This is a genomic window from Henriciella marina (genome assembly GCF_027213945.1).
Classification (GTDB): Bacteria; Pseudomonadota; Alphaproteobacteria; order Caulobacterales; family Hyphomonadaceae; genus Henriciella; species Henriciella marina_A.
The window spans coordinates 319,819-339,575 of record NZ_JAPWGW010000002.1 but is presented as its reverse complement, the minus strand read 5'-3'; the positions used below and the strand labels follow the sequence as shown (position 1 = coordinate 339,575).

The 19,757-nt window shown below is 61.7% G+C and carries 17 protein-coding genes; 16 read left to right on the top strand and 1 reads right to left on the bottom strand.

The window, feature by feature from the left end:
* The first annotated feature begins 3 nt into the window (after positions 1-3).
* The 8 genes from O4G74_RS08020 to O4G74_RS07985 all read left to right on the top strand — a co-directional run bounded on the left by O4G74_RS08020 (position 4) and on the right by O4G74_RS07985 (position 8,751).
* Complete coding sequence (locus tag O4G74_RS08020; protein WP_269402115.1) at positions 4-645, top strand: DUF2163 domain-containing protein; 642 nt, start codon at positions 4-6, stop codon at positions 643-645.
* Complete coding sequence (locus O4G74_RS08015; protein WP_269402114.1) at positions 642-1,073, top strand: NlpC/P60 family protein; 432 nt, start codon at positions 642-644, stop codon at positions 1,071-1,073. The genes O4G74_RS08020 and O4G74_RS08015 overlap by 4 nt, the downstream gene beginning before the upstream one ends.
* A gap of 5 nt (positions 1,074-1,078) precedes the next feature.
* On the top strand, positions 1,079-4,756 hold the full coding sequence (locus O4G74_RS08010) for a baseplate multidomain protein megatron (RefSeq protein ID WP_269402113.1): 3,678 nt from the start codon (positions 1,079-1,081) through the stop codon (positions 4,754-4,756).
* 42 nt (positions 4,757-4,798) lie between these two features.
* On the top strand, positions 4,799-5,656 hold the full coding sequence (locus O4G74_RS08005; protein ID WP_269402112.1) for a J domain-containing protein: 858 nt from the start codon (positions 4,799-4,801) through the stop codon (positions 5,654-5,656).
* Positions 5,657-5,732: 76 nt separating this feature from the next.
* The gene (locus tag O4G74_RS08000) at positions 5,733-6,044 is read left to right on the top strand and encodes a PepSY domain-containing protein (protein ID WP_269402111.1); all 312 of its coding nucleotides are present in this window, start codon (positions 5,733-5,735) and stop codon (positions 6,042-6,044) included.
* A 10-nt stretch (positions 6,045-6,054) separates the two neighbouring features.
* Positions 6,055-6,738 (top strand): response regulator transcription factor, encoded by a 684-nt coding sequence (locus O4G74_RS07995; RefSeq protein WP_269402110.1) that lies wholly within the window; start codon positions 6,055-6,057, stop codon positions 6,736-6,738.
* Positions 6,731-8,161, top strand: coding sequence for an ATP-binding protein (locus O4G74_RS07990; RefSeq protein ID WP_269402109.1), 1,431 nt, complete (start codon positions 6,731-6,733; stop codon positions 8,159-8,161). The genes O4G74_RS07995 and O4G74_RS07990 overlap by 8 nt, the downstream gene beginning before the upstream one ends.
* Positions 8,158-8,751, top strand: a complete 594-nt coding sequence (locus O4G74_RS07985) for a tetratricopeptide repeat protein (RefSeq protein ID WP_269402108.1) — start codon at positions 8,158-8,160, stop codon at positions 8,749-8,751. Before O4G74_RS07990 ends, O4G74_RS07985 begins: the two co-directional genes overlap by 4 nt.
* On the opposite strand, the gene O4G74_RS07980 is transcribed toward O4G74_RS07985, so the two are convergent.
* Entirely contained in the window at positions 8,752-9,096 is a 345-nt protein-coding gene (locus O4G74_RS07980; RefSeq protein WP_269402107.1) for a nuclear transport factor 2 family protein, read from the bottom strand.
* Positions 9,097-9,206: 110 nt separating this feature from the next.
* Here O4G74_RS07980 and O4G74_RS07975 point away from each other — a divergent pair, with 110 nt between their 5' ends.
* From O4G74_RS07975 to O4G74_RS07940, 8 genes are all read left to right on the top strand, one after another.
* A complete protein-coding gene (locus O4G74_RS07975; protein WP_269402106.1) occupies positions 9,207-9,632 on the top strand; it encodes a cytochrome c maturation protein CcmE in 426 nt (141 codons plus the stop codon).
* Entirely contained in the window at positions 9,629-11,533 is a 1,905-nt protein-coding gene (locus O4G74_RS07970) for a heme lyase CcmF/NrfE family subunit (RefSeq protein WP_269402105.1), read from the top strand. Before O4G74_RS07975 ends, O4G74_RS07970 begins: the two co-directional genes overlap by 4 nt.
* On the top strand, positions 11,530-11,937 hold the full coding sequence (locus O4G74_RS07965; RefSeq protein ID WP_269402104.1) for a cytochrome c-type biogenesis protein: 408 nt from the start codon (positions 11,530-11,532) through the stop codon (positions 11,935-11,937). Before O4G74_RS07970 ends, O4G74_RS07965 begins: the two co-directional genes overlap by 4 nt.
* A gap of 80 nt (positions 11,938-12,017) precedes the next feature.
* Positions 12,018-13,289 (top strand): bifunctional alpha/beta hydrolase/OsmC family protein, encoded by a 1,272-nt coding sequence (locus O4G74_RS07960; RefSeq protein ID WP_269402103.1) that lies wholly within the window; start codon positions 12,018-12,020, stop codon positions 13,287-13,289.
* A gap of 77 nt (positions 13,290-13,366) precedes the next feature.
* Positions 13,367-14,902 carry a Do family serine endopeptidase gene (locus O4G74_RS07955; protein WP_269402102.1) on the top strand — a complete coding sequence of 512 codons (1,536 nt, stop codon included), beginning with the start codon at positions 13,367-13,369 and terminating at the stop codon, positions 14,900-14,902.
* Positions 14,903-14,925: 23 nt separating this feature from the next.
* Positions 14,926-15,600, top strand: a complete 675-nt coding sequence (locus O4G74_RS07950; RefSeq protein ID WP_269402101.1) for a response regulator transcription factor — start codon at positions 14,926-14,928, stop codon at positions 15,598-15,600.
* Entirely contained in the window at positions 15,597-17,000 is a 1,404-nt protein-coding gene (locus tag O4G74_RS07945; protein ID WP_269402100.1) for a sensor histidine kinase, read from the top strand. The genes O4G74_RS07950 and O4G74_RS07945 overlap by 4 nt, the downstream gene beginning before the upstream one ends.
* A gap of 10 nt (positions 17,001-17,010) precedes the next feature.
* Positions 17,011-19,737, top strand: coding sequence for a bifunctional [glutamine synthetase] adenylyltransferase/[glutamine synthetase]-adenylyl-L-tyrosine phosphorylase (locus O4G74_RS07940; RefSeq protein ID WP_269402099.1), 2,727 nt, complete (start codon positions 17,011-17,013; stop codon positions 19,735-19,737).
* Positions 19,738-19,757 lie beyond the last annotated feature (20 nt).

Sequence of the window (19,757 nt, the reverse complement as noted above, 5' to 3'; positions counted from 1 at the left end):
ATCATGAAACAGATCAGCGAAGCGTTTGAGACGAGGCTTACAAGCGGCGCAGCGACCACCTGCCTCTGCTGGCGGTTGGAGCGGCGAGACGGGGTCACCATTGGAATGACGGACCATGACCGTGCACTGACGTTTGGCGGCGTGACCTATAGCCCCGGTGCAGCCCTGTCGGCAGCAAGATTCGAAACTGCCAGTGGTCTGCGGCCCGGTCGGGCAAGCGGCAACGGCGCGATCATCACCGAGGCTCTGACAGAGGCCGACCTTGCTGCGGGTCTGTGGACGCGGGCGCGGGTGCATGTCTACCGAGTCGACTGGCAGTCGACCGATGATCGCATCCTCATCTGGACGGGCTTTCTGAGCGAGATCACGCAACGCGGTGACCAGTTCGAGGCGGAGTTGATTTCTCTGAAGGCGGAGCTGGAACGACCAGTTGGGCGCCGCGTCTCGCGTCTCTGCGATGCCGCGCTAGGCGATGCAAGGTGCGGTCTTACGGGTGTCGATGGGCAGAGCTGCGACAAGCGTTTTGAGACGTGCCGCGATGTCTTCTCGAATGCGGAAAACTATCGGGGCTTCCCTCACTTGCCCGGTCAGGACTTTGTACTGTCTGGCCCTGCGGCGGCGGGCAATGACGGAGGCCGTCGATGAGGCGCGCCGATATCGTCAAGGCCGCGCGCGGCTGGCTCGGCACGCCCTATCAGCATCAAGCAAGCCGACGGGGCGCAGGGACCGATTGTCTCGGCCTCGTACGCGGCGTCTGGCGCGAAGTTGTCGGGGCGGAGCCGCAACCTGTGCCGCCCCATACGCCGGACTGGGCTGACCTCAGCAGTGAGGACAAGCTGCTGGAGGCTGGGCGCATCTGGTTGCGGGAAATTCCGGTCGGTGCGGCCAATGCGGGCGACGTTCTGATGTTTCGCATGGGCACGGGCTGCGCGGCCAAGCACTGCGCCATCGCGACCAGTCCTGACACGATCATTCACGCCTATTGGGGGCGCAGCGTATGCGCGACCCGGTTGGTGCCCTGGTGGCGGCGGCGTATCGCGGGCGCTTTCTCATTTCCCGGTCTGGAGGACTGATACTCATGGGACAGATCATTCTATCGCAAGCCGGTCAGGCCCTTGGCAGCGCGGTTCTGCCAGGCGGTCTAAACCTGTTGGGGGCAGACGTCTCGGGCGCGGCACTTGGCGGCGCACTGGGCGGGCTTGCGGGCCGGGCCGTGGACAGCGCTTTCGCCAGCGACGTTCACGGCCCACGGATGAGCGCGCTGCACCTGATGGAAAGCCGCGAGGGCGCGGGCTTGCCGCTCGTCTATGGGCGCGCGCGTGTCGGCGGACAGGTGATCTGGGCGGCCCGGTTCAAGGAGAAGCGCCGCGAGCGGTCTGCAGGCAAGGGCGGTCCGAAGCTCAATGACTACAGTTATTCGGTGAGCTTTGCGGTTGCGATTGCGCAGGGCCCCGTCACCCGGGTCGGGCGCGTCTGGGCGAACGGCGAAGTGCTGGCGGTCGCCGACTTCAATCACCGCTTCTATCGCGGCGATGAGAGCCAGCTTCCTGATCCGCTCATCGAGGCAGTCGAGGGCGCAGGCAATGCGCCAGCCTATCGCGGCACGGCCTATATCATCTTCGAGGACCTGCCGCTCGACCGCTTCGGCAACCGCCTGCCGCAGCTTAGCTTTGAGGTATTCCGCGCGCTCGAAGGTGACGGAAGTCTGCGGCGCGTCGTGAAAGGGTTGAATATCATCCCGGCGACGGGTGAGTTCGCCTATGCGACAGATATCGTCCGCGAACGGCGCTTTCCGGGTATAGAGACACCGCTCAACATGAATAACCCGGCTGGCGCGGCCAATTTCACCCAGTCATTGGCGCAGGCACAAGACGATTTTCCACAGCTTCAGCGCGTCGCCCTGACGGTCGCCTGGTTCGGGGATGATCTTCGCGCAGGCAGCTGCCGTATTCGGCCGGGCGTCGAGACGCGTGAGCGCACGAGCGTGCCCTTCGCTTGGGAGGTCGCTGGCCTTTTGAGGGCGCAGGCGCGACTGGTCAGCCAGTCGAACGGAAAGGCGAATTATGGCGGGACGCCGTCTGACAAGTCAGTCCTGCAGGCGATTGCGCAGATGAAAGCGGACGGACTTGAGGTGACGCTGTCGCCCTTCCTCTTGATGGACATTCCGGCCGGGAACGGATTGCCCGACCCTTATGGCGCGGAAGAGCAGGGCGCTTTTCCGTGGCGCGGACGGATCACTTCGTTGCCGGACAGGGCGGCATCGGTGCGCACGGCGATCGAAGCCTTTGTCGCCACCGATGGCGCGTTCGGCTATCGTCATTTCATCCTCCATCATGCGCGGCTCGCGGCCGAAGCGGGCGGTGTAGATGCCTTCCTGATCGGTAGCGAGATGGTCGCCCTGACGCGTCTTCGCGATGAAACCGGGGCCTTCCCATTCGTTGAAGCGCTGACCGAGATCGCGGCGGAGGCGAGGGACATTCTCGGGCCGGACACGCTCATCTCCTATGCGGCGGACTGGACTGAATATGGCGCCTACGTCCCGCAGGACGGATCCGGCGACGTGCTCTTTCCGCTCGACCCGCTCTGGGCGTCACCGGATTTGGATTTCGTCGGCGTGGACTGGTACCCGCCGCTCAGCGACTGGCGCGACGGGTCTGATCACCTTGATGCGCTTGCAGGTTTCGAGGGGGCGTCGGACGCAGCCTATCTCGCCGCCAATCTTCAGGGTGGAGAAGGCTATGACTGGTATTACGCGTCAGCGGAGGCGCGCGCGGCGCAGGACCGAACGCCGATACGCGATGAAGCCCATGATGAGCCGTGGGTCTTCCGGCAGAAGGATATCGGGAATTGGTGGGGCCAGTCGCATTATCCGCGGGTCGGCGGGATCCGGTCCTCCACGCCGACCAGCTGGACGCCCGGCCTGAAACCTGTCCGCCTCATGGAGATCGGCTTTCCAGCCGTCGACCGCGGCACGAATGCGCCGAATATTTTCTACGACCCGAAAAGCTCGGAAAGTGCGCTGCCGCACTTCTCGGATGGCGCGCGTAATGACGTGCTGCAACGCCGGGCGCTGGAGGTCTCGCTCACCTACTGGCAGGCGCAGCCATTCGTCGATGTCGCTTTCGCCTGGGCGTGGGATGCGCGGCCGTGGCCTGACTTTCCTGTTCGTGAGGAGGTCTGGAGCGATGGGCCGAACTGGTCGCTCGGTCATTGGCTGAACGGGCGGTCGGGCCTTGTTCCGCTGACTTCCGTGATCGAAGACTTGTCCGCGCTTTCCGGCGTAGAGATGGAGGCAGGCGCAATCGACGGTTTGGTGGAGGGTTTTGTCGTGCCAGCGCCCTCCACGCTCCGGTCGGTGCTGGAGCCACTTCACGCACTGCAGCGGTTCAGCTGCCGCGAGAGTGAGGCTGGGCTTTCATTGCAGCCAGCATCCAGAGGTGTGGCGCTTACCGTCGCAGCCGGTGAGATTGCCGGGGACGGCCCTTCCATGACGCATGTATTGCTCGACAAGCGGCCGGGGCATCTGACGCTCACCCATATTAGCGCCGATGACGCCTATGCCCCTGCCGTGGCGCATGCCCGCATTCCGGAAGGCGACGCGCGCTACCGGATCGAAACCAGCCTGCCGCTTCTCATGTCGGAGGCTGAGGCGACCCGCGTCGCGGGCGACTTGCTGAAAGCGGCGGTGGAAAGCGAGCGTGCATCGCTGACGCTGCCACCGCACTTCGTGGCGCTGGAGCTGGGCGACCGGATATCGGTTGAAACACTGCCCGGGGAGTGGGTGATTGACGACATCACCGATGACGGCATCGCGCGCAGGCTAGAGCTGTCGCGGCCGGTAGAGGCTGTGTCTGTGCTCGCTGGTTCAGTCCCGGACAGGGGCACCGCCGCGCTCGTTCCGGCGGCGCCCGAACTCATCCTGATCGACGCACCGGCGCTGCCAGGCAAGTCAGCCAATGGCCCGCTGGTCGCAGCGACCGGATCGCCATGGGTAGGACCCATCGCCGTCGAAGCCGGTCGGAGCCTGAACGGCCTGAAGACTCGGGCAAGGGTGCCAGCGCCGGCGTCCATCGGGCGCCTGATTGCGCCGCTGGCCGCGGGACCGGTGCACCGATGGGATACCAGCTCCAAGATAGAGCTTGAGCTATTTGGCGGTGAAGTCTCCAGCGCCGAGCCTAAAAGCGTGCTGGCCGGTGCCAACACGCTGCTGGTGCAGAGCGAGGAGGGGTGGGAAGCGCTATCCTTTCAAAGGGCCGACTTGCAGGAGGATGGAAGCTGGCGTCTTTCTGGCCTGCTCCGGGGACTCTACGGCTCGGCACCTGCCGAAGCAGAGCAGGGCGCGCTTGTGGTTCTCATCGATGATGCACTTGAGCCACCTGCGTTCAAACGTGATGAAGTCGGTATCGAGATGCACTGGCGGGCTGGTGAGTCTGACCCGCAAGTCTTCAGGCATCAAGACAGGGCCGGGCTGCCTTGGCCGGTCGCTCAGCTGTGGGCGAAGCAGACAGCTGGAGGAATGCAGGTGAGCTGGCTCGCCTGCGCGCCGGATATCCCTGATAGCTGGGACCTGCCGGACCCAACCGGTTCGCGCCTGTTCGAGGTCGTCGGCCTGCTTGAAGGGGGAGAGGTCGTGAATTTCAGGACGCCGAAATCGGCTGTCACGCTGGAGGTTTCCGTCGATGAGGTGCGTGTCGCGGAAGTCGCAGCTGATGGACGTTTAGGCAGGTGGGTTTCAATCGGCGCGGGCGCACTCTAACTAGGCATTGGAATTTCAGCGTGAAGAAAGAGAAAGACGTCCTTGACCCGCGACCCTTATCAGACACTCGGTGTGACCAAATCTGCCTCGACCGAGGAGATCAGGAAGGCCTATCGCAAGAAGGCCAAGGAGTTTCACCCCGATCTTCACCCCAATGACGAGCAGAAGGCCAACGCTTTCAAGGAAGCCTCGGCCGCCTTTGAAATCCTGAGTGACGAGACCAAGCGCGCGCAGTTTGACCGCGGTGAGATCGATGCTGATGGCAATCCGACGGGCTTTGCACATGCAGGCGGGGGGTATGGCGGCGGCTTTGGCGGATTCCGCAACCAGGGCGGCTCCTTTCAGGGCGACCCATTCGAGGACATTCTGTCAGGCATGTTTGGCGGGCAGAGACGCCGCGCCGGGCCGCGAAAGGGCGCGGACATTCGCTACCGCGTCGACATTTCGTTTGAGGACTCGGTGCTTGGCGCAAAGCGTCAGATGACGATGGCGGACAATAAGAGCCTAAACGTTTCGATTCCGCCCGGCGTCACGACGGGTCAGGTCCTGCGCCTGAAAAGCCAGGGCGAGCCCTCCCACACCGGTGGCCCACCGGGCGATGCGCTGCTTGAGCTTCATGTCCGCCCAAACAAGACCTGGACGCGTGAGGGCGCCGATCTGCGAATGTCAGTGTCGCTCCCGCTGAAGACAGCGGTGCTTGGCGGCAATATCGACGTCGCGACGCCCGCGGGCACAGTGACGCTGAAAGTGCCCGAAGGCGCCAATACGGGGATGGTCCTGCGTCTGCGAAATAAGGGCGTCCAGTTCAAGGATACGCCGGGGCATCTTTATGTCCGGCTGGAAGTGACGCTGGAAGATCCAAAGGATGAAGGCCTTCGCGACTGGGCCCGCCAGCGTTGAGCCGATTGGAAACCTGACTAAACTCCGGTGCTGTCATTCAGCATGTATTCAGGGCGAAGGGTGCATAAACCGTCTCATGAAACGGATCATACTTTCTCTCTGCGTTGGCCTTGCTGCCATTTCGCCATGCGCCACGGCGCAGGGCCAGTGGAGCAATTCCTTTACCGCCGATGACGCGCGCACTGCGCGTGAGCGCGGAGAGATACTTCCGTTGAAGGATATTCTACGTCCGATCGAGTCGCGCTACGGAGGCGAAATGCGCCGTTTCGTCGGCCTCTTTGATAGGAACGGACAAAAAGTCTATGTCATTGACTGGACAACGCGTCAGGGTGAACTCGTGCAGTTCACAATCAACGCGCAGACCGGTCGGATCATAAGCGTTAGCTAGGTAAACATTTATGCGAATTCTTGTTGTTGAAGACGATGCAGATCTTCGTCGGCAGCTTGCCGATGCACTGACCCAGTCGGGCTATGCGGTCGATCTGGCAGCGGATGGTGAAGACGGCCATTTCCTTGGTGACACCGAGCCTTATGACGCCGTGATCCTCGATCTGGGCCTACCGAAAATGGACGGTGTGACGATACTTGAACGCTGGCGCGATGACGGCAAGGACTTCCCCGTCATGATCCTTACTGCGCGTGACCGCTGGAGTGAAAAGGTCGCCGGCTTTGATGCTGGCGCCGATGATTACCTGACCAAGCCCTTCTATACCGAAGAGCTTCTGGCGCGCCTTCGCGCGCTGCTGCGCCGGGCAACCGGCCATTCTGCCGCCGCGCTCGAAGCGGGCAGCCTGCGGGTCGATACGCGCGCCGCCCGCGCCACGGTCAGCGGCCGACCGGTCAAGCTGACCGCGCATGAATACCGCGTCCTGTCCTATCTGATGCACCATCAAGGCCGGGTCGTGCCACGCACCGAACTGGTCGAGCACATCTACGATCAGGACTTTGATCGCGACTCCAACACGATCGAGGTCTTCATTGGCCGCCTTCGCAAGAAGATAGGCACTGACCGCATCCAGACCGAGCGCGGTCTTGGCTATCGTCTGGTCGTTCCGGACGGTGAGACAGCAGGCCTTGCCTGATCAGCCGGTAACCAGTGACACAGGGCCAAGCGAGGCTACGCAGCCTGCGAAGCCGAGCCTGTCGCTCTCACGTCGCCTGTTTCTCGGCGCGATCATCTGGAGCCTGATCGTCGTTGTTGGCGGTGTGGTTGCCATGACGGCGGCTTACCGCACGCAGACCGTGCGTATCCTTCAGCAGGAACTCGACTCGACGCTCATAACCCTGCCGCGCGCCCTAGAAATCCTGCCAGACGGGCGGGTCGTGGACATCCCTGAGCGGCTTCCGAGCGATTCGCGCTTTCAACTCCCCTTGTCAGGCCGGTACTGGGCGATGATTGCCGTCCAGGCGGACGGCAGTTTCGGCAATGATATACGCTCACAGAGCGTCTGGGACGGCCCCTTACCCTTGCCGCGTGAACTTGCCGATGCCGCGCTCGCGGCGCCTGGCGTGACCCAGTACGGGAACACTGACGGCCCGAATGATGAGCGCCTGCGCGTGGCCGTCCGCTCCATCACTGTGCCCAATCGCGAAAACCCGATCCTGCTGATGGCCGCCGCAGACCGCGCCGTGACGGATGAAGGCGCAAACCAGCTTCGGCTTATCCTGCTGACAGCCATGGCGACGCTGGCTGGCGGCACGCTTCTCGCGCTCTGGATCGGCCTTCGTATGGCGCTTCGCCCGTTTGACCGGGTACAGGCGCACATTGCAGAGATCAGCGACGGTCAGAGGGCGCGTCTCGATGGCGAATACCCGGCAGAAGTCCTGCCGCTCACCGACGAACTGAACAAGCTGCTCGACAGCAACCGCAAGATCGTCGAGCGCTCGCAGACCCATGTCGGCAATCTCGCACATGCATTGAAGACGCCCCTGGCGGTGCTGCGCAATGAAGCCACTGGCGAAACCGGGCTGGACGATGTCGTCCGGCGCCAGACCGAGTCAATGCGCGCTAATGTCGAGCATTATCTGAAGCGGGCGCAGGCGGCGGCGCGGTCAGAAGCGCTTGGCGTGCGCACAGAGATCGCGCCCGTCGCCGCCGGGCTTGCGCGTCTCCTGAACCGCCTTTTTGAGACGCAGGGTATCAGTGTGAGCACGCAAATCAGTGCAGACCGGGTCGCACGTATTGAGCAGCAGGATCTGGAAGAAATGCTGGGCAACCTGATGGAGAATGCCTGCAAGTGGGCCAATTCGCGCGTTGAAGTTTCCTGCAGCCGCGGCCAGAACGGCTTCATGCAAATTCACATTGATGATGACGGGAAAGGTCTTGCGCCCGAGGCCCGCGAAGCAGCGCTCCAGCGAGGCGTGCGCCTCGACGAAACCGCGCCGGGGACTGGGCTCGGCCTGTCTATCGTGGCCGACATCTCTGAAATGAATGGCGGGCGGCTGGACCTGTCCGAAAGTCCTCTCGGTGGTCTTCGCGCCACAATTACACTGCGCGGCCAATGAAACACGCGACGCTGATATGGATGGGGGCTGCGGTCCTTCTCGCAGGTGGAGCCTATCTTCTTAAGGGCCAGCCTCTGCTCGCAGACCAACCCTATGCTGAGCGCGAGGCTGAGATTGCGTCTCGGCCGGCAGAAGACCTGTCTCCGGGGGAAATGCTGGCACGCCTGCAGCGCACGGCGCGTGAACGCCCCGATGAAGCAGAGCCGCAATACTATATCGGCGTCCTCTTGCGCGCGCAGGGCCGGACAGATGATGCTCTTCGGGCGTTTCAGTCAGCTCTTCGGCGCGACTCTGAGCACATTCCAGCATTGATTGCGCTCGCAGACGCGGTGGTGACCCGCGACGGTGGCACGATTACCGAACCGGCCGCGCGCCTTTACGACCGCGCCTGGCGTCTCGACAATTCGCAGACACGCGCCGGAATCCTCGCAGCCATGCCAGCCTATCTGGCGGGCGACCTCGACGCTGCGCAGGCTCATTGGGAACGTGTCTTTGCAGACCTGCCGGAAGACGATCCGAGGCGCGCCATGCTGAACGCCATGCGCGCCGAGGCCGACGCGGCGAGGGCAGCTCAGGACACGGCTGACTGATCAGGCTGGGGTTTGCTGGTGCTGGACGATGCGCCAGTCGCCATCGACCAGGATGTAGGTCGAACTGCAATACGCCTCATAAGTGTCGCTGCCTTTCAGTCCGCGACCCACATAGGCAAGCGTGATGGTCGTATCGTTCGACTGGGTTTCGCTGACGCTATCGAGTTCGACGTCGTCCCAGCGCGGCGCCAGTCTTACCGTCTCGATGATTGCGTCGCGCGACAGGATGCCTGCGGGCAAGGGAAACACCATCACGCAATCTTGCGCCATCAGCCTGTCGTAGTTTTCGGCTGGACCGGTCCAGAGCTGCTTCTCGACTTCCCAGAGTTGAGGAAATTTCGGCATGACGAACCTCTTAGCGCATGAACTCCACAAGGCTTGCGATAACCCACGAGCAGTCTGGATGTTTCGGTCGCAGTGTCAAATCCTGCAGTTTCGATTAAAACCCGCGGATTATGAGAGCGAGATCAAAAAGACTTTGGGGTGTTGCCATTGCTGGCGTGCTTCTGGTGAGCGCGGTGACACTGTCAGCTGTGGCGCTGAAACAGCATGCCGATCTCTTCTATACGCCGCAGCTACTGGCCGAACAGGGGCAACCTGAGGCCGGAAAACGCGTGCGCATAGGCGGTTGGGTCCAGATTGATTCGATCGAATATGGCGAAGGCGCAGACATGATCTTCCTGATCGAAGACGGGTCGGGTCAGACGCTTGAAGTCAGCTATACCGGTGTCGTCCCGGACCTTTTCCGCGAAGGTGAGGGCGTCGTTGCAACTGGCCGATTCGACGAGACAGGTGCCTTCATAGCCGAAAATATTCTCGCCAAGCATGATGAGAACTATCAGCCGCGCGAACTCAAGAACGCCCGGCAGGCGACTTCATGATTGAAGCAGGCCACTTTGCGGCTTTCCTTGCCCTGATACTCAGCTTCTTTCAGGCCGGTCAGGGGCTCATGGGTCAACGCCGCGCGGCGGGGCTGTCCGCGATCGTCGCATTCGGCGCGATGACGTTTGCGTTCGCCACGCTGGTCGTCGCTTTTGCGACGTCGGATTTCTCGGTCCAGCTTGTTGCCGCCAACTCCCACACGCTCAAACCCTTCGTATACAAGATCGCCGGGACTTGGGGAAACCATGAAGGCTCCATGGCGCTCTGGTGCCTCGTCGGAATTGGCTTTGGCGCGGTCGCTGCGAAGCTGCTCGCCACAGGCAGGCCGAGATTCGAGGCGCGTGCGCTTGGGGTTCAGGGACTGCTCAATGGTGGCGCGCTTCTCTACCTCCTGCTGGCATCATCGCCCTTCACGCGCCTTGATCCTGCGCCGCTTCAGGGCGCAGGCCTCAACCCGTTGCTTCAGGACCCGGCGCTCGCGGCTCACCCGCCAATGCTGTATCTTGGCTATGTCGGCTATTCCTTCGTCTTTGCGCTGGCTGCTGCCGGTCTGATCGAGGGCCGGATCGACAGGGTCTGGGCACGCACTGCGCGCCTCTGGGCGCTTGCTGCTTTCATGCCCCTGACCCTTGGTATCGCGCTCGGCAGCTATTGGGCTTATTACGAGCTTGGCTGGGGCGGCTGGTGGTTCTGGGACCCGGTTGAGAATGCGAGCCTCATGCCATGGCTGATCGGCGCGGCCTTGCTCCATTCAGTCATTGTCACAGAGAAACGCGGCAGCTTCGGCGTCTGGACGGCGCTCCTCGCTGTTCTGGCCTTCTGCTTCTCCATGCTCGGCGCGTTTCTCGTTCGCTCCGGCGTGCTGACCTCGGTTCATGCCTTTGCCGTCGATCCCTTGCGTGGCTCTCTCTTGCTTGCGGGGCTTCTCGTCTTTGGCGGCGCGGCGCTCATCCTCTTTGCGCTGCGTGCTGGCAAGCTGGAGGCGGGCCCTAACTGGACGACCGCCTCCCGAGAGGGCGCGCTCATGGGCAACAATCTTGTCCTCATCGTCGCGACGGCGACTGTCCTTCTCGGCACGCTGTTCCCACTTATCGCCGAAGCTGCAGGCCAGACCATGTCGGTTGGTGAACCTTACTTCAATCTGACTTTCACGCCGATCATGTCGCTTGCCCTCGTCGCGCTGCCAATCGTGCAGGCGTGGAGTTGGGGCAAAGCGGACCTGTCTTCGCTGTGGAAATGGGGCGCTGCATTTGCCGGTATCGTTGCCGTCTTCTGGCTCGCCGGGATTGGCCCATTCGACATCCCGCTCCTTGCAGGCATCGGCCTCGCCATCGCCGTCTGGCTGATCGCGGGCGCGGCCATGGAGATCTGGCGCCGCGCAAAGACGGCAAAGCGTCTCGGCAAGATGCCGGCCCGCGTCTGGGGGATGACCTTGGCGCATGCGGGCCTTGGATTCTTCGTCATGGGCGCCGTGCTTGAAACATCTGGCCGTGCGCACACCACAATCGCGCTACAGGAAGGCCAGGCGACCAGCGTCGCAGGCTGGCAGCTTACGCTTGACGATGTGGAGAGCATCGAGGGGCCGAACTGGTACGCAGAACGCGCCACCGTTACGGCCCGGCGCGGCGGCACGGTCGCAGAGCTGCAACCGCACAAGCGCTTCTATCCGGCCGCCCAGATGCCGACGACTGAAACCGCCATCCACAAGACAGGCCTTGCCGACCTCTATGTCGCGCTCGGTGATGGTCGCAGAAACACGCAGGGCGAGACGCGCTGGACGTTTGAAGTCTTCCTCAACCCGTTCATCGATCTCATCTATCTCGGAACGATCCTGATTGGGCTAGGCGCGTTCCTCAGCATGTTCGGGCGCAAAACGAGGGTGAAGGAGGCGGAGGCATGAAGGCGGTTCTGGCGTCCATCATTCTGTTGTTTGCCGCTGAAGGTCCCCTCGCGGATCCGCAGGAAGAGGCGCGGGCACAGGATCTGATGCGCGAAATCCGCTGCGTGGCCTGCGAGAATGAGCCAATTTCCAATTCGGGTTCGGACATTGCTGCCGACATGCGTGAGCGTGTCCGCGCCATGGTCGCAGACGGACAGAGCAATCAGGAAATCCGGACCTGGTTTGCAGAACGTTATGGCGACTTTGTCCTGTTCCGCCCGCCATCACGGGGTATTGGCGGCTTCCTGCTCTGGGGCGCGCCCTTTGTCTTTCTCCTCGCGGGCGGCCTGCTCGCCTTCATGATCAGCCGTAATCGGCGACCTTCAGGTATTGTCGAAGCTGTCGCGCCTGAAGATAGCGAATGAGTCATTCGACCTGATCGCTGGCAACTCACGCCCCGCGAGCCTATGTCGGTCCAAGACGCACTGGTCTTGAGGGAGACGGCATGTACAGCGAAAAAGTGAGCTTTGAAGGCAGCCTCGGCCAGACGATCTCAGGCAGACTTGAGCATCCGGTGGGCCGGTTTGGTGGATGGGCGATTTTTGCCCACTGTTTTACCTGTTCGAAACAGTCCCGTGCGGCTGTCGCCTTGTCGCGGGCGCTCGCCCAACACGGCATCGGCGTTCTGCGTTTTGATTTTACGGGAATCGGAGAATCGGAAGGCGAGTTCGCCGACACTGATTTTTCGAGCAATGTCGCCGATATTCATACCGCCGCCGCTTGGATGGCAGGGCAGGGACGCCCGGTTTCCCTTCTGGCTGGTCATTCACTCGGTGGCACAGCTTCCATCGTGGCCGCTTCCGGTATTGAAACACTGAAGGCGCTTGTAAGCATTGCAGCGCCTTCTGAAGCCGCACACGTCATCAGCCAGTTCGGGGATGGCGGCGGCAAGGCGGAAGCCGATGGTTCTGCGCAGGTGAAACTCGGTGGACGTCCCTTCACCATTACAAGAGAGCTTATCGAAGACCTTCGCGAAGCGCGGGTCGGGCAGGCGCTTTCCAGCTTGCGATTGCCAGTCCTCTTACTGCACGCGCCAGGCGATCAGGAAGTCAGCGTAGATCATGCAACCGCGCTCTTCATGGCAGCGCGCCACCCCAAGAGCTTTGTGAGCCTCGATGACGCGACGCATTTTCTCGACCGTGATGCTGACACTGATTTCGCCGCGAGCGTCATCGCCGGCTGGGCCGAGCGCTATGTGACGCCTGAAGTTGACGATGGTGATGCCTACAGCGGCGACGGCGTTCTCGTGCGCGAGACGCAAGGTCCCGGTCCCTATCAGAACGAAGTCTTGAGCCGGGGCTTTCGCCAGATCATTGACGAGCCGCGCAAGCTTGGCGGCAGCGACACGGGTCCTGACCCCTATTCCATGCTCTCTGCGGCGCTGGGCGGCTGCACTTCGATCACGTTGCGCATGTATGCAGACCGAAAGGGCTGGCCTGTCGACCATATCGGCGTCGCCGTTTCCCATACGCGTGAACATGCAGAAGACTGCACGGACTGCGGTGAAGCCGACAAGATCGACACCTTTACCCGCACCGTATCGATCGAAGGCGAGGTGGATGAGGACCAGATCGCGCGTCTGCTTGAAATCGCGGATAAATGTCCTGTGCACCGAACACTGGAGTCTGGCAGCAGGGTTCGCAGTTCAATCGAGCGGAAGTCGCGAGCAAACAAGGTTTCCGGAAAACCGAAAAATTCAAGTCTAACCGATGTTTAATCAGTCTGTGGACTGGTACACGCTGAGGATTAGGCACAATATTCGAGTCAATAAATTCTGAGGAGTATGTGAGGAATATGAAAGCGATCTCTATGTCGAAACAGGCCCTCGTCGCCGCTGTCTTTGGTGCTGCTGGCGCAGGCGCTCTGGTCTATGCCCCGGCTCTCTATCAGCAGGCTGATGCCAGACAGCCGATTTCGATCGAGCCGCCAGCCGGCGCGCCGATGAGCTTTGCAGACCTTATCGAGAAGGTAAGCCCCGCTGTTGTCAGCGTAAACGTCGTTTCCGAACGTGAAGTCGGCAGCATGGGCAATATGGAAGAGTTCTTCGAGCGCTTCCGTGGCCTCCCAGGCTTCGACGACTATATGCGCGAGCGTGAGGAAGAGCTCGAGGATGAGCCGCAGACCCGTGAGGCGCGTTCGCTCGGCTCTGGCTTCTTCATTTCCGAAGAAGGCTACATCGTCACCAATAATCACGTCGTTCAGGACGCGACAGAGATTGAAGTCGTCCTTGAAGATGGACGTGAGCTCGCTGCCGAACTGGTCGGTACTGATACGCAGACGGACCTCGCCGTCATTCGCGTAACTGAAAGCGGTCCGTTCCCCTTCGTGGAATTTGAAACAGATACGCAACTTCGCCGCGGCGACTGGGTCGTGGCGCTGGGCAACCCGTTCGGCCTCGGCGGAACGGCAACCGCCGGCATTCTTTCTGCCGATGGCCGTGAGCTTGGTGGCAACAACCCGTACACGGACTTCCTTCAGATCGACGCGGCTATCAACCGCGGCAATTCCGGCGGTCCAACCTTTGACCTTCAAGGCCGCGTTGTGGGTGTGAACACTGCAATCTTCTCGCCAACGGGCGGTTCGGTCGGGATCGGCTTTGCTATTCCGGCACAGCTCGCAGTGACCGTCACTGACGCGCTGATCCGTGATGGTCGCGTCTCTCGCGGCTGGCTCGGTGTTACCATCCAGGATGTCACCGAGGACATGGCGGACGCTCAGGGGCTCGAAGAGGCCCGCGGTGCGATCATCGCAGACGTCAATCCAGACAGCCCGGCCCAGTCCGGCGGACTGCAGCGCGGCGACATCATTCTGTCGGTAAATGGCACGAACACGACGGATGCGACGTCGGTGACGCGTCTTGTCGGTGGTCTTATGGCAGGGTCTGACAACACGTTCACCGTCCTGCGCGGCGGTGAGCAGCAGACCGTCAACGTCACGGTTGGTGAACGGCCAGAGAACCCGAACGAGATCGCGTCCTCCAGCTCGGACTCGACTGACAAGAGCACGTCGGACTCGGCGAAAGACGGCCCGCTCGGCCTGTCGCTCCGCCCGTTCACGGATGCCGACCGTCGCACGCTTGGTCTCAATGCTGACGAAGCCGGTCTGATGATTTCCGGCGTCGACAGCGATAGCCCGCTTGCCCAGTACGACCTTCGTGCAGGTATGGCGATCCTGAGTGCTGCCGGTGCGCCGCTGCGCTCTGTCAGCGATCTTGAGACGGCCATTGCCGACATGAAAGAGAAGGGCCGTGACAAGCTGCTTCTCGCCGTGCGGAACGGTCAGCGGACACTGTTCGTTACTGCCGACATTAGTGAGGCAGCGTCAGACTGACGCCTAGTTAGGAGATCCGGTTCATGCGGGTTCTAGTCATCGAAGATGATCGCGAGCATGCGAAGTTCATCAACCAGGTCCTTTCAGAGGCTGGTCATGAGGTCGCAATCGCCGAAAATGGCGCAGACGGCCTGATCCAGGCCCGGGAAGGCGAGTTCGATGCACTGGTCGTGGACCGGATGCTCCCTGAGAAGGACGGGCTCAAGCTCGTCGAGGAATACCGGAACGGGGGCGGGCAGACGCCGGCCCTCTTCCTTTCCGCGCTGTCAGACGTCGACAATCGCGTCGAAGGCCTGAAGGCTGGCGCTGATGACTATCTTGCGAAGCCTTTCGCGCCGCAGGAGCTTGCTGCCCGCGTCGAAGCACTCGGCCGGCGCCAGACGACCGGTGAGCCGCCGGTCACCAAGCTGAAGGTCGCCGATCTCGAAATGGATCTGCTTGCCCGCAAGGTCTGGCGGCAGGGCCAGAAGATCGACCTGCAACCACGTGAGTTCCGCCTTCTGGAATTCCTGATGCGCCATGCCGGCCAGGTCGTCACCCGCACCATGCTTCTTGAGAAGGTCTGGGACTATCATTTTGACCCCCAGACCAATGTGATCGACGTCCACGTTTCGCGCCTCCGCGCAAAGATCGACAAGGATTTCGACGAGCCGCTCCTGCAGACCGTTCGCGGCGCAGGTTACTGCCTGCAGGGATGAAATCGGGCCGTTTTGCATTTGTCCGGACGACAACGTTCCGGCTTGCGCTGGTCTATTCAGTCCTGTTCGGCCTCTTTTCCTTTCTTCTCCTTTCCTATCTTTTCCAGGCAACGGTCGGCTCTCTGCGTGCAGAGGCCGACCAACGTCTGGAAGCTGAAATGGGCGCGCTTGAGCTCGCCTATTATACCGGTGGCATGGAGCGGCTTGAGCAGTCGCTGATCGAGCGCGCGCTCGTGCCCGGCGCGCCGTTTCGCTATCAGCTTGAGACGCCGGACGGCGAACGCCTCATCGGTGATTTCCCGAACCTCCCCGTGACACCGCCCGCAACGGTTGGCGATGTCAGCAATGTCAGCCTCACCATCGAAATCCCGCGCCCCGGCGCAGAACCCGGCCTGACAGAAGCTGAAGGCCGTATTGTCCGCCTGCCGAATGGCAATGTCCTTCTGGTCGCGATCGAAACAGGAGAGCGTGGCCGGATCGTGCGCCGTATCACGCAGGCGGTGACAACGGCGGCCCCAATTGGCGTCCTTCTCGCCCTGATCGGGGGCATTTTCATCTCGCGCTATGCAGCCCGCCGCGCAGAGCAGCTGACCCGCACCACTGAGGCCGTGGTGGCAGGCAATCTCTATGTGCGCGCTCCGGTTCAGGGGTCCGGCGACGAGTTCGATCGCCTCGCCACCCATCTTAACACCATGCTCGAAAAGCTGGAGCGCCTCATGGCCTCCAGTCGCCATACGGGCGATTCCATCGCGCATGACCTTCGTTCGCCGCTATCGCGTCTTCGCAACCGGCTTGAGACGGCGCTGCTGGGTGAAATGAATACGGAAACCGCGCGCGAAACGCTCGCCCACACGGTCGAGGAAGTCGACCGCGTCCTTGCGACCTTCAACGCCATCCTGCGTCTCTCACGCCTCGACGCGGGCGCTGAAGGCCGGCTGCTCCGCTTTGACATGCGCGAAATGCTGCTCGAACTGGCCGATCTCTATGAACCGGCTTGTGAGGATGCGGGCCTCAAATTCGAGAGTGAGATTGCGCACAATCTATTTGTACTGGGTGACCGTGAGCTTCTGGCGCAGGCCATCTCCAACCTCCTCGACAATGCCATCAAGTACACACCCGAAAATGGCAGCATCTCGCTCGAGGCAATGCGAACCCCCGATGAGATCATCATTGAGGTAAGTGATACGGGCCCCGGTATCGCCGAGGACATGCGTGAAAGGGCCAAGGAACGCTTCTTTCGCCTTGATGAGGCCCGGACCCAAAGCGGCTCTGGCCTCGGTCTGGCGCTGGTCGACTCAGTGGCTGATTTACACAAGGGCGAGATCGAGCTTCTCTGGGCCCATGAAGAACCAGAGCCTTTCGGACTGAAAACGGTTTTTTCTCTGCCCCGCGAACGCTAGAACCCTGGGGATGTTGAATATCCGTCCCCTTGCCGATTCCGCAGCCGAAGCTTTTCAGACCGGTTCAGACATTGCGCCATATCTCGCACGGCTCGCACGGCGCGTACCCGAAGCGCTGCAGCTTCTGAAGAGTGAGGGCGCCGGCGCGCTCCACAACGAGGCAATCAGGCAAGCTGAAGCCGCGGCAGACGCGCCCTCCATAGAAGAGACAATGGCCGCTCTCCGCCGTGCCAAGCTTGCGCACCATATGGCTGTCGCGGCGGGCGACCTTGCCGGAAAATGGCCATTGGAAGATGTTGTCGCGAAGCTGACCGCATTCGCAGATACTGCCTTGAGAGCAGCCCTCAAGGCCGCATTGAACGCCAAAGGGCTGAAACCTGATGGCCTCTTCATTTTCGCGCTCGGCAAGATGGGCGCGTTTGAGCTCAACTACTCGTCCGATATCGACGTCGCTGCCTTTTTTGATGCTCAGCTTTTCGATGGGGGCTCTGGCGAGGCTCAGGACAAGGCAAACCGCGTCATTCAGGAGACAATGCGTATCCTGCAGGAGCAGACCGGCGATGGTTATGTCTTCCGCACCGACTTGCGCCTCCGGCCTGACCCGTCATCCACCCCGCCAGCTGTCTCTACACGCATGGCGAGCCTCTATTATGAAAGCGTCGGCCAGAACTGGGAGCGTATGGTCTGGATCAAGGCGCGCGCGGTGGCGGGCGATCTGAGCTGCGCGGAAGAGTTCCTCGAAACGCTCGCGCCGTTCGTCTGGCGCCGTCACATGGACTATTGGGCCATCGCCGACGTTCAGGCGGTCAAGCGCATGATCAACTCAAAGGCGGGCGCGGTGCTCGCCGATGAAGCGCCTGATGTAAAGCTCGGCCCCGGCGGCATACGTGAGATCGAGTTTTTCGTTCAGACCCAGCAGATCATCCTTGGCGGGCGTGATGAATATCTGCGGGGCCGCCAGACGCTTTCCGGCCTTCAGGCGCTCGTTGCAGCCAAGGCGGTGGAAGCTCCGGTAGCCGAAGAGCTTTCAGAAGCTTACGTTGTTCTTCGCGGGGCAGAGCACCGCGTCCAGATGCTGCAGGATGAACAGACCCACCGCATGCCGAAGGATGAGGAGCGCCGCACCAAGGTTGCCCGTCTTTGCGGATACGATGACCTGATTGCATTCGATAAGGACCTGCAAGCGACCCGCACCATTGTATCGGGCCACTATAGCAATCTGTTTGCAGAAGAAGAGCGCAAGACCCGCTCGGCTGCGGAGGGAAACCTCGTCTTTACCGGTGTCGATGAGGACCCGGGCACAGTTGCGACCCTGTCTTCGCTCGGCTTCTCAGACCCTTCCCGCGTGATTTCGACCATCCAGAACTGGCATCGCGGCAGGACACCAGCGACCCGTACTGAGCGGGGCAGGGGTCTGCTCACCGCGCTCTTGCCCGACCTCCTGCTCAATATGAGCCGAACGGGCGAGCCGGATACGGCATTCCTGCGTTTTACCCAGTTCTTTGAAGGTCTTCGCGCCGGCATCCAGACGCTTTCCATGCTCGTCGCTGAGGAAGATCTTCTGGAAGACCTCGTCACGACGCTGGCCATTGCGCCGCGCCTCTCCCAGACGCTGGCCCGCCGCCCGGTTTTGCTCGAGACGCTTGTGTCTCAGAACGCGCCGGAATTTCCGCCTTCATTCGACAAGGCGATGGATTTCGAGAGCCGGATGGATGAGGTCCGCCGCTGGAAGAATGAGCGCGCCTTCCTGATCGGCCACAGGCTGCTCCATTCACGCCTTCCGGCCTCGCAGGCCGCGCTCGCCTGGAGCGACCTTGCTGACACATGCGTGCGCCTCATGGCGGACGCCGCCGCGATTGAGACGGCACGTAAATACGGTCCGCAACCGGGACACTGGGTTGTCGCGGCACTTGGAAAGCTAGGCGGACGTGAACTGACAGCCGGGTCTGACCTTGATCTCCTCATCGTCTTTGAGCCCAGCGAAGAAAGCGCACTTGAGGCGGGCGGCTGGTTTACCCGGTTTGCGCAGCGGCTGATCACCGCAATCTCGGCCGATACGGCTGAAGGTAACCTCTATGAGACCGACATGCGCCTGCGCCCGTCGGGCCGGTCAGGTCCCGTTGCCGTCTCGCTTTCTGCCTTCGACAAGTACCAGCACAATGACGCCTGGACGTGGGAGCTGATGGCGCTGACCCGGCTTCGCACTGTCGCTGGCAATGACGCGCTTGCCCAGCGCATGGAAAAGATTGCCTGTGATGCCATCGTGTCCGGCAAGTCCGATGACGAGCGCAAGGCGGACATTCTCGATATGCGCCAGCGCCTTTGGCGTGAGAAGCCGCCGCGCGGTGAATGGGATATCAAGCTTACCGAAGGCGGGCTGGTCGATCTCGAATTCGTTCTCCAGCAAGGGATGCTCCTCAGCCGCAATCCGGAGGTCATACGCGCGAGCACGAGCGAAGCGATCGAAACCCTGCATGAGGATGGTTTCATGTCTGACGACGAGGCGCAGTCACTCGACCACGCATTCCGCCTCCTGCAATCGCTACAGCAGGTGCAGCGCGTCGCGGTTGGCAGTGAAGTGTCGTCTGAGGACTTCTCAAGGGCGCTGAAAGAGCGTCTGGCGCTGGCCGCAGATTGCCCGGGCTTTCAGGTGCTGGAGCACCGCTACAGCGAGGTGCGCCGCACCGTTGCTGACATTCGCTGCAAAAAAATAGGGCCTCTTGCGACGGATTCCTGACGGCTCATCGTCTCACCTAT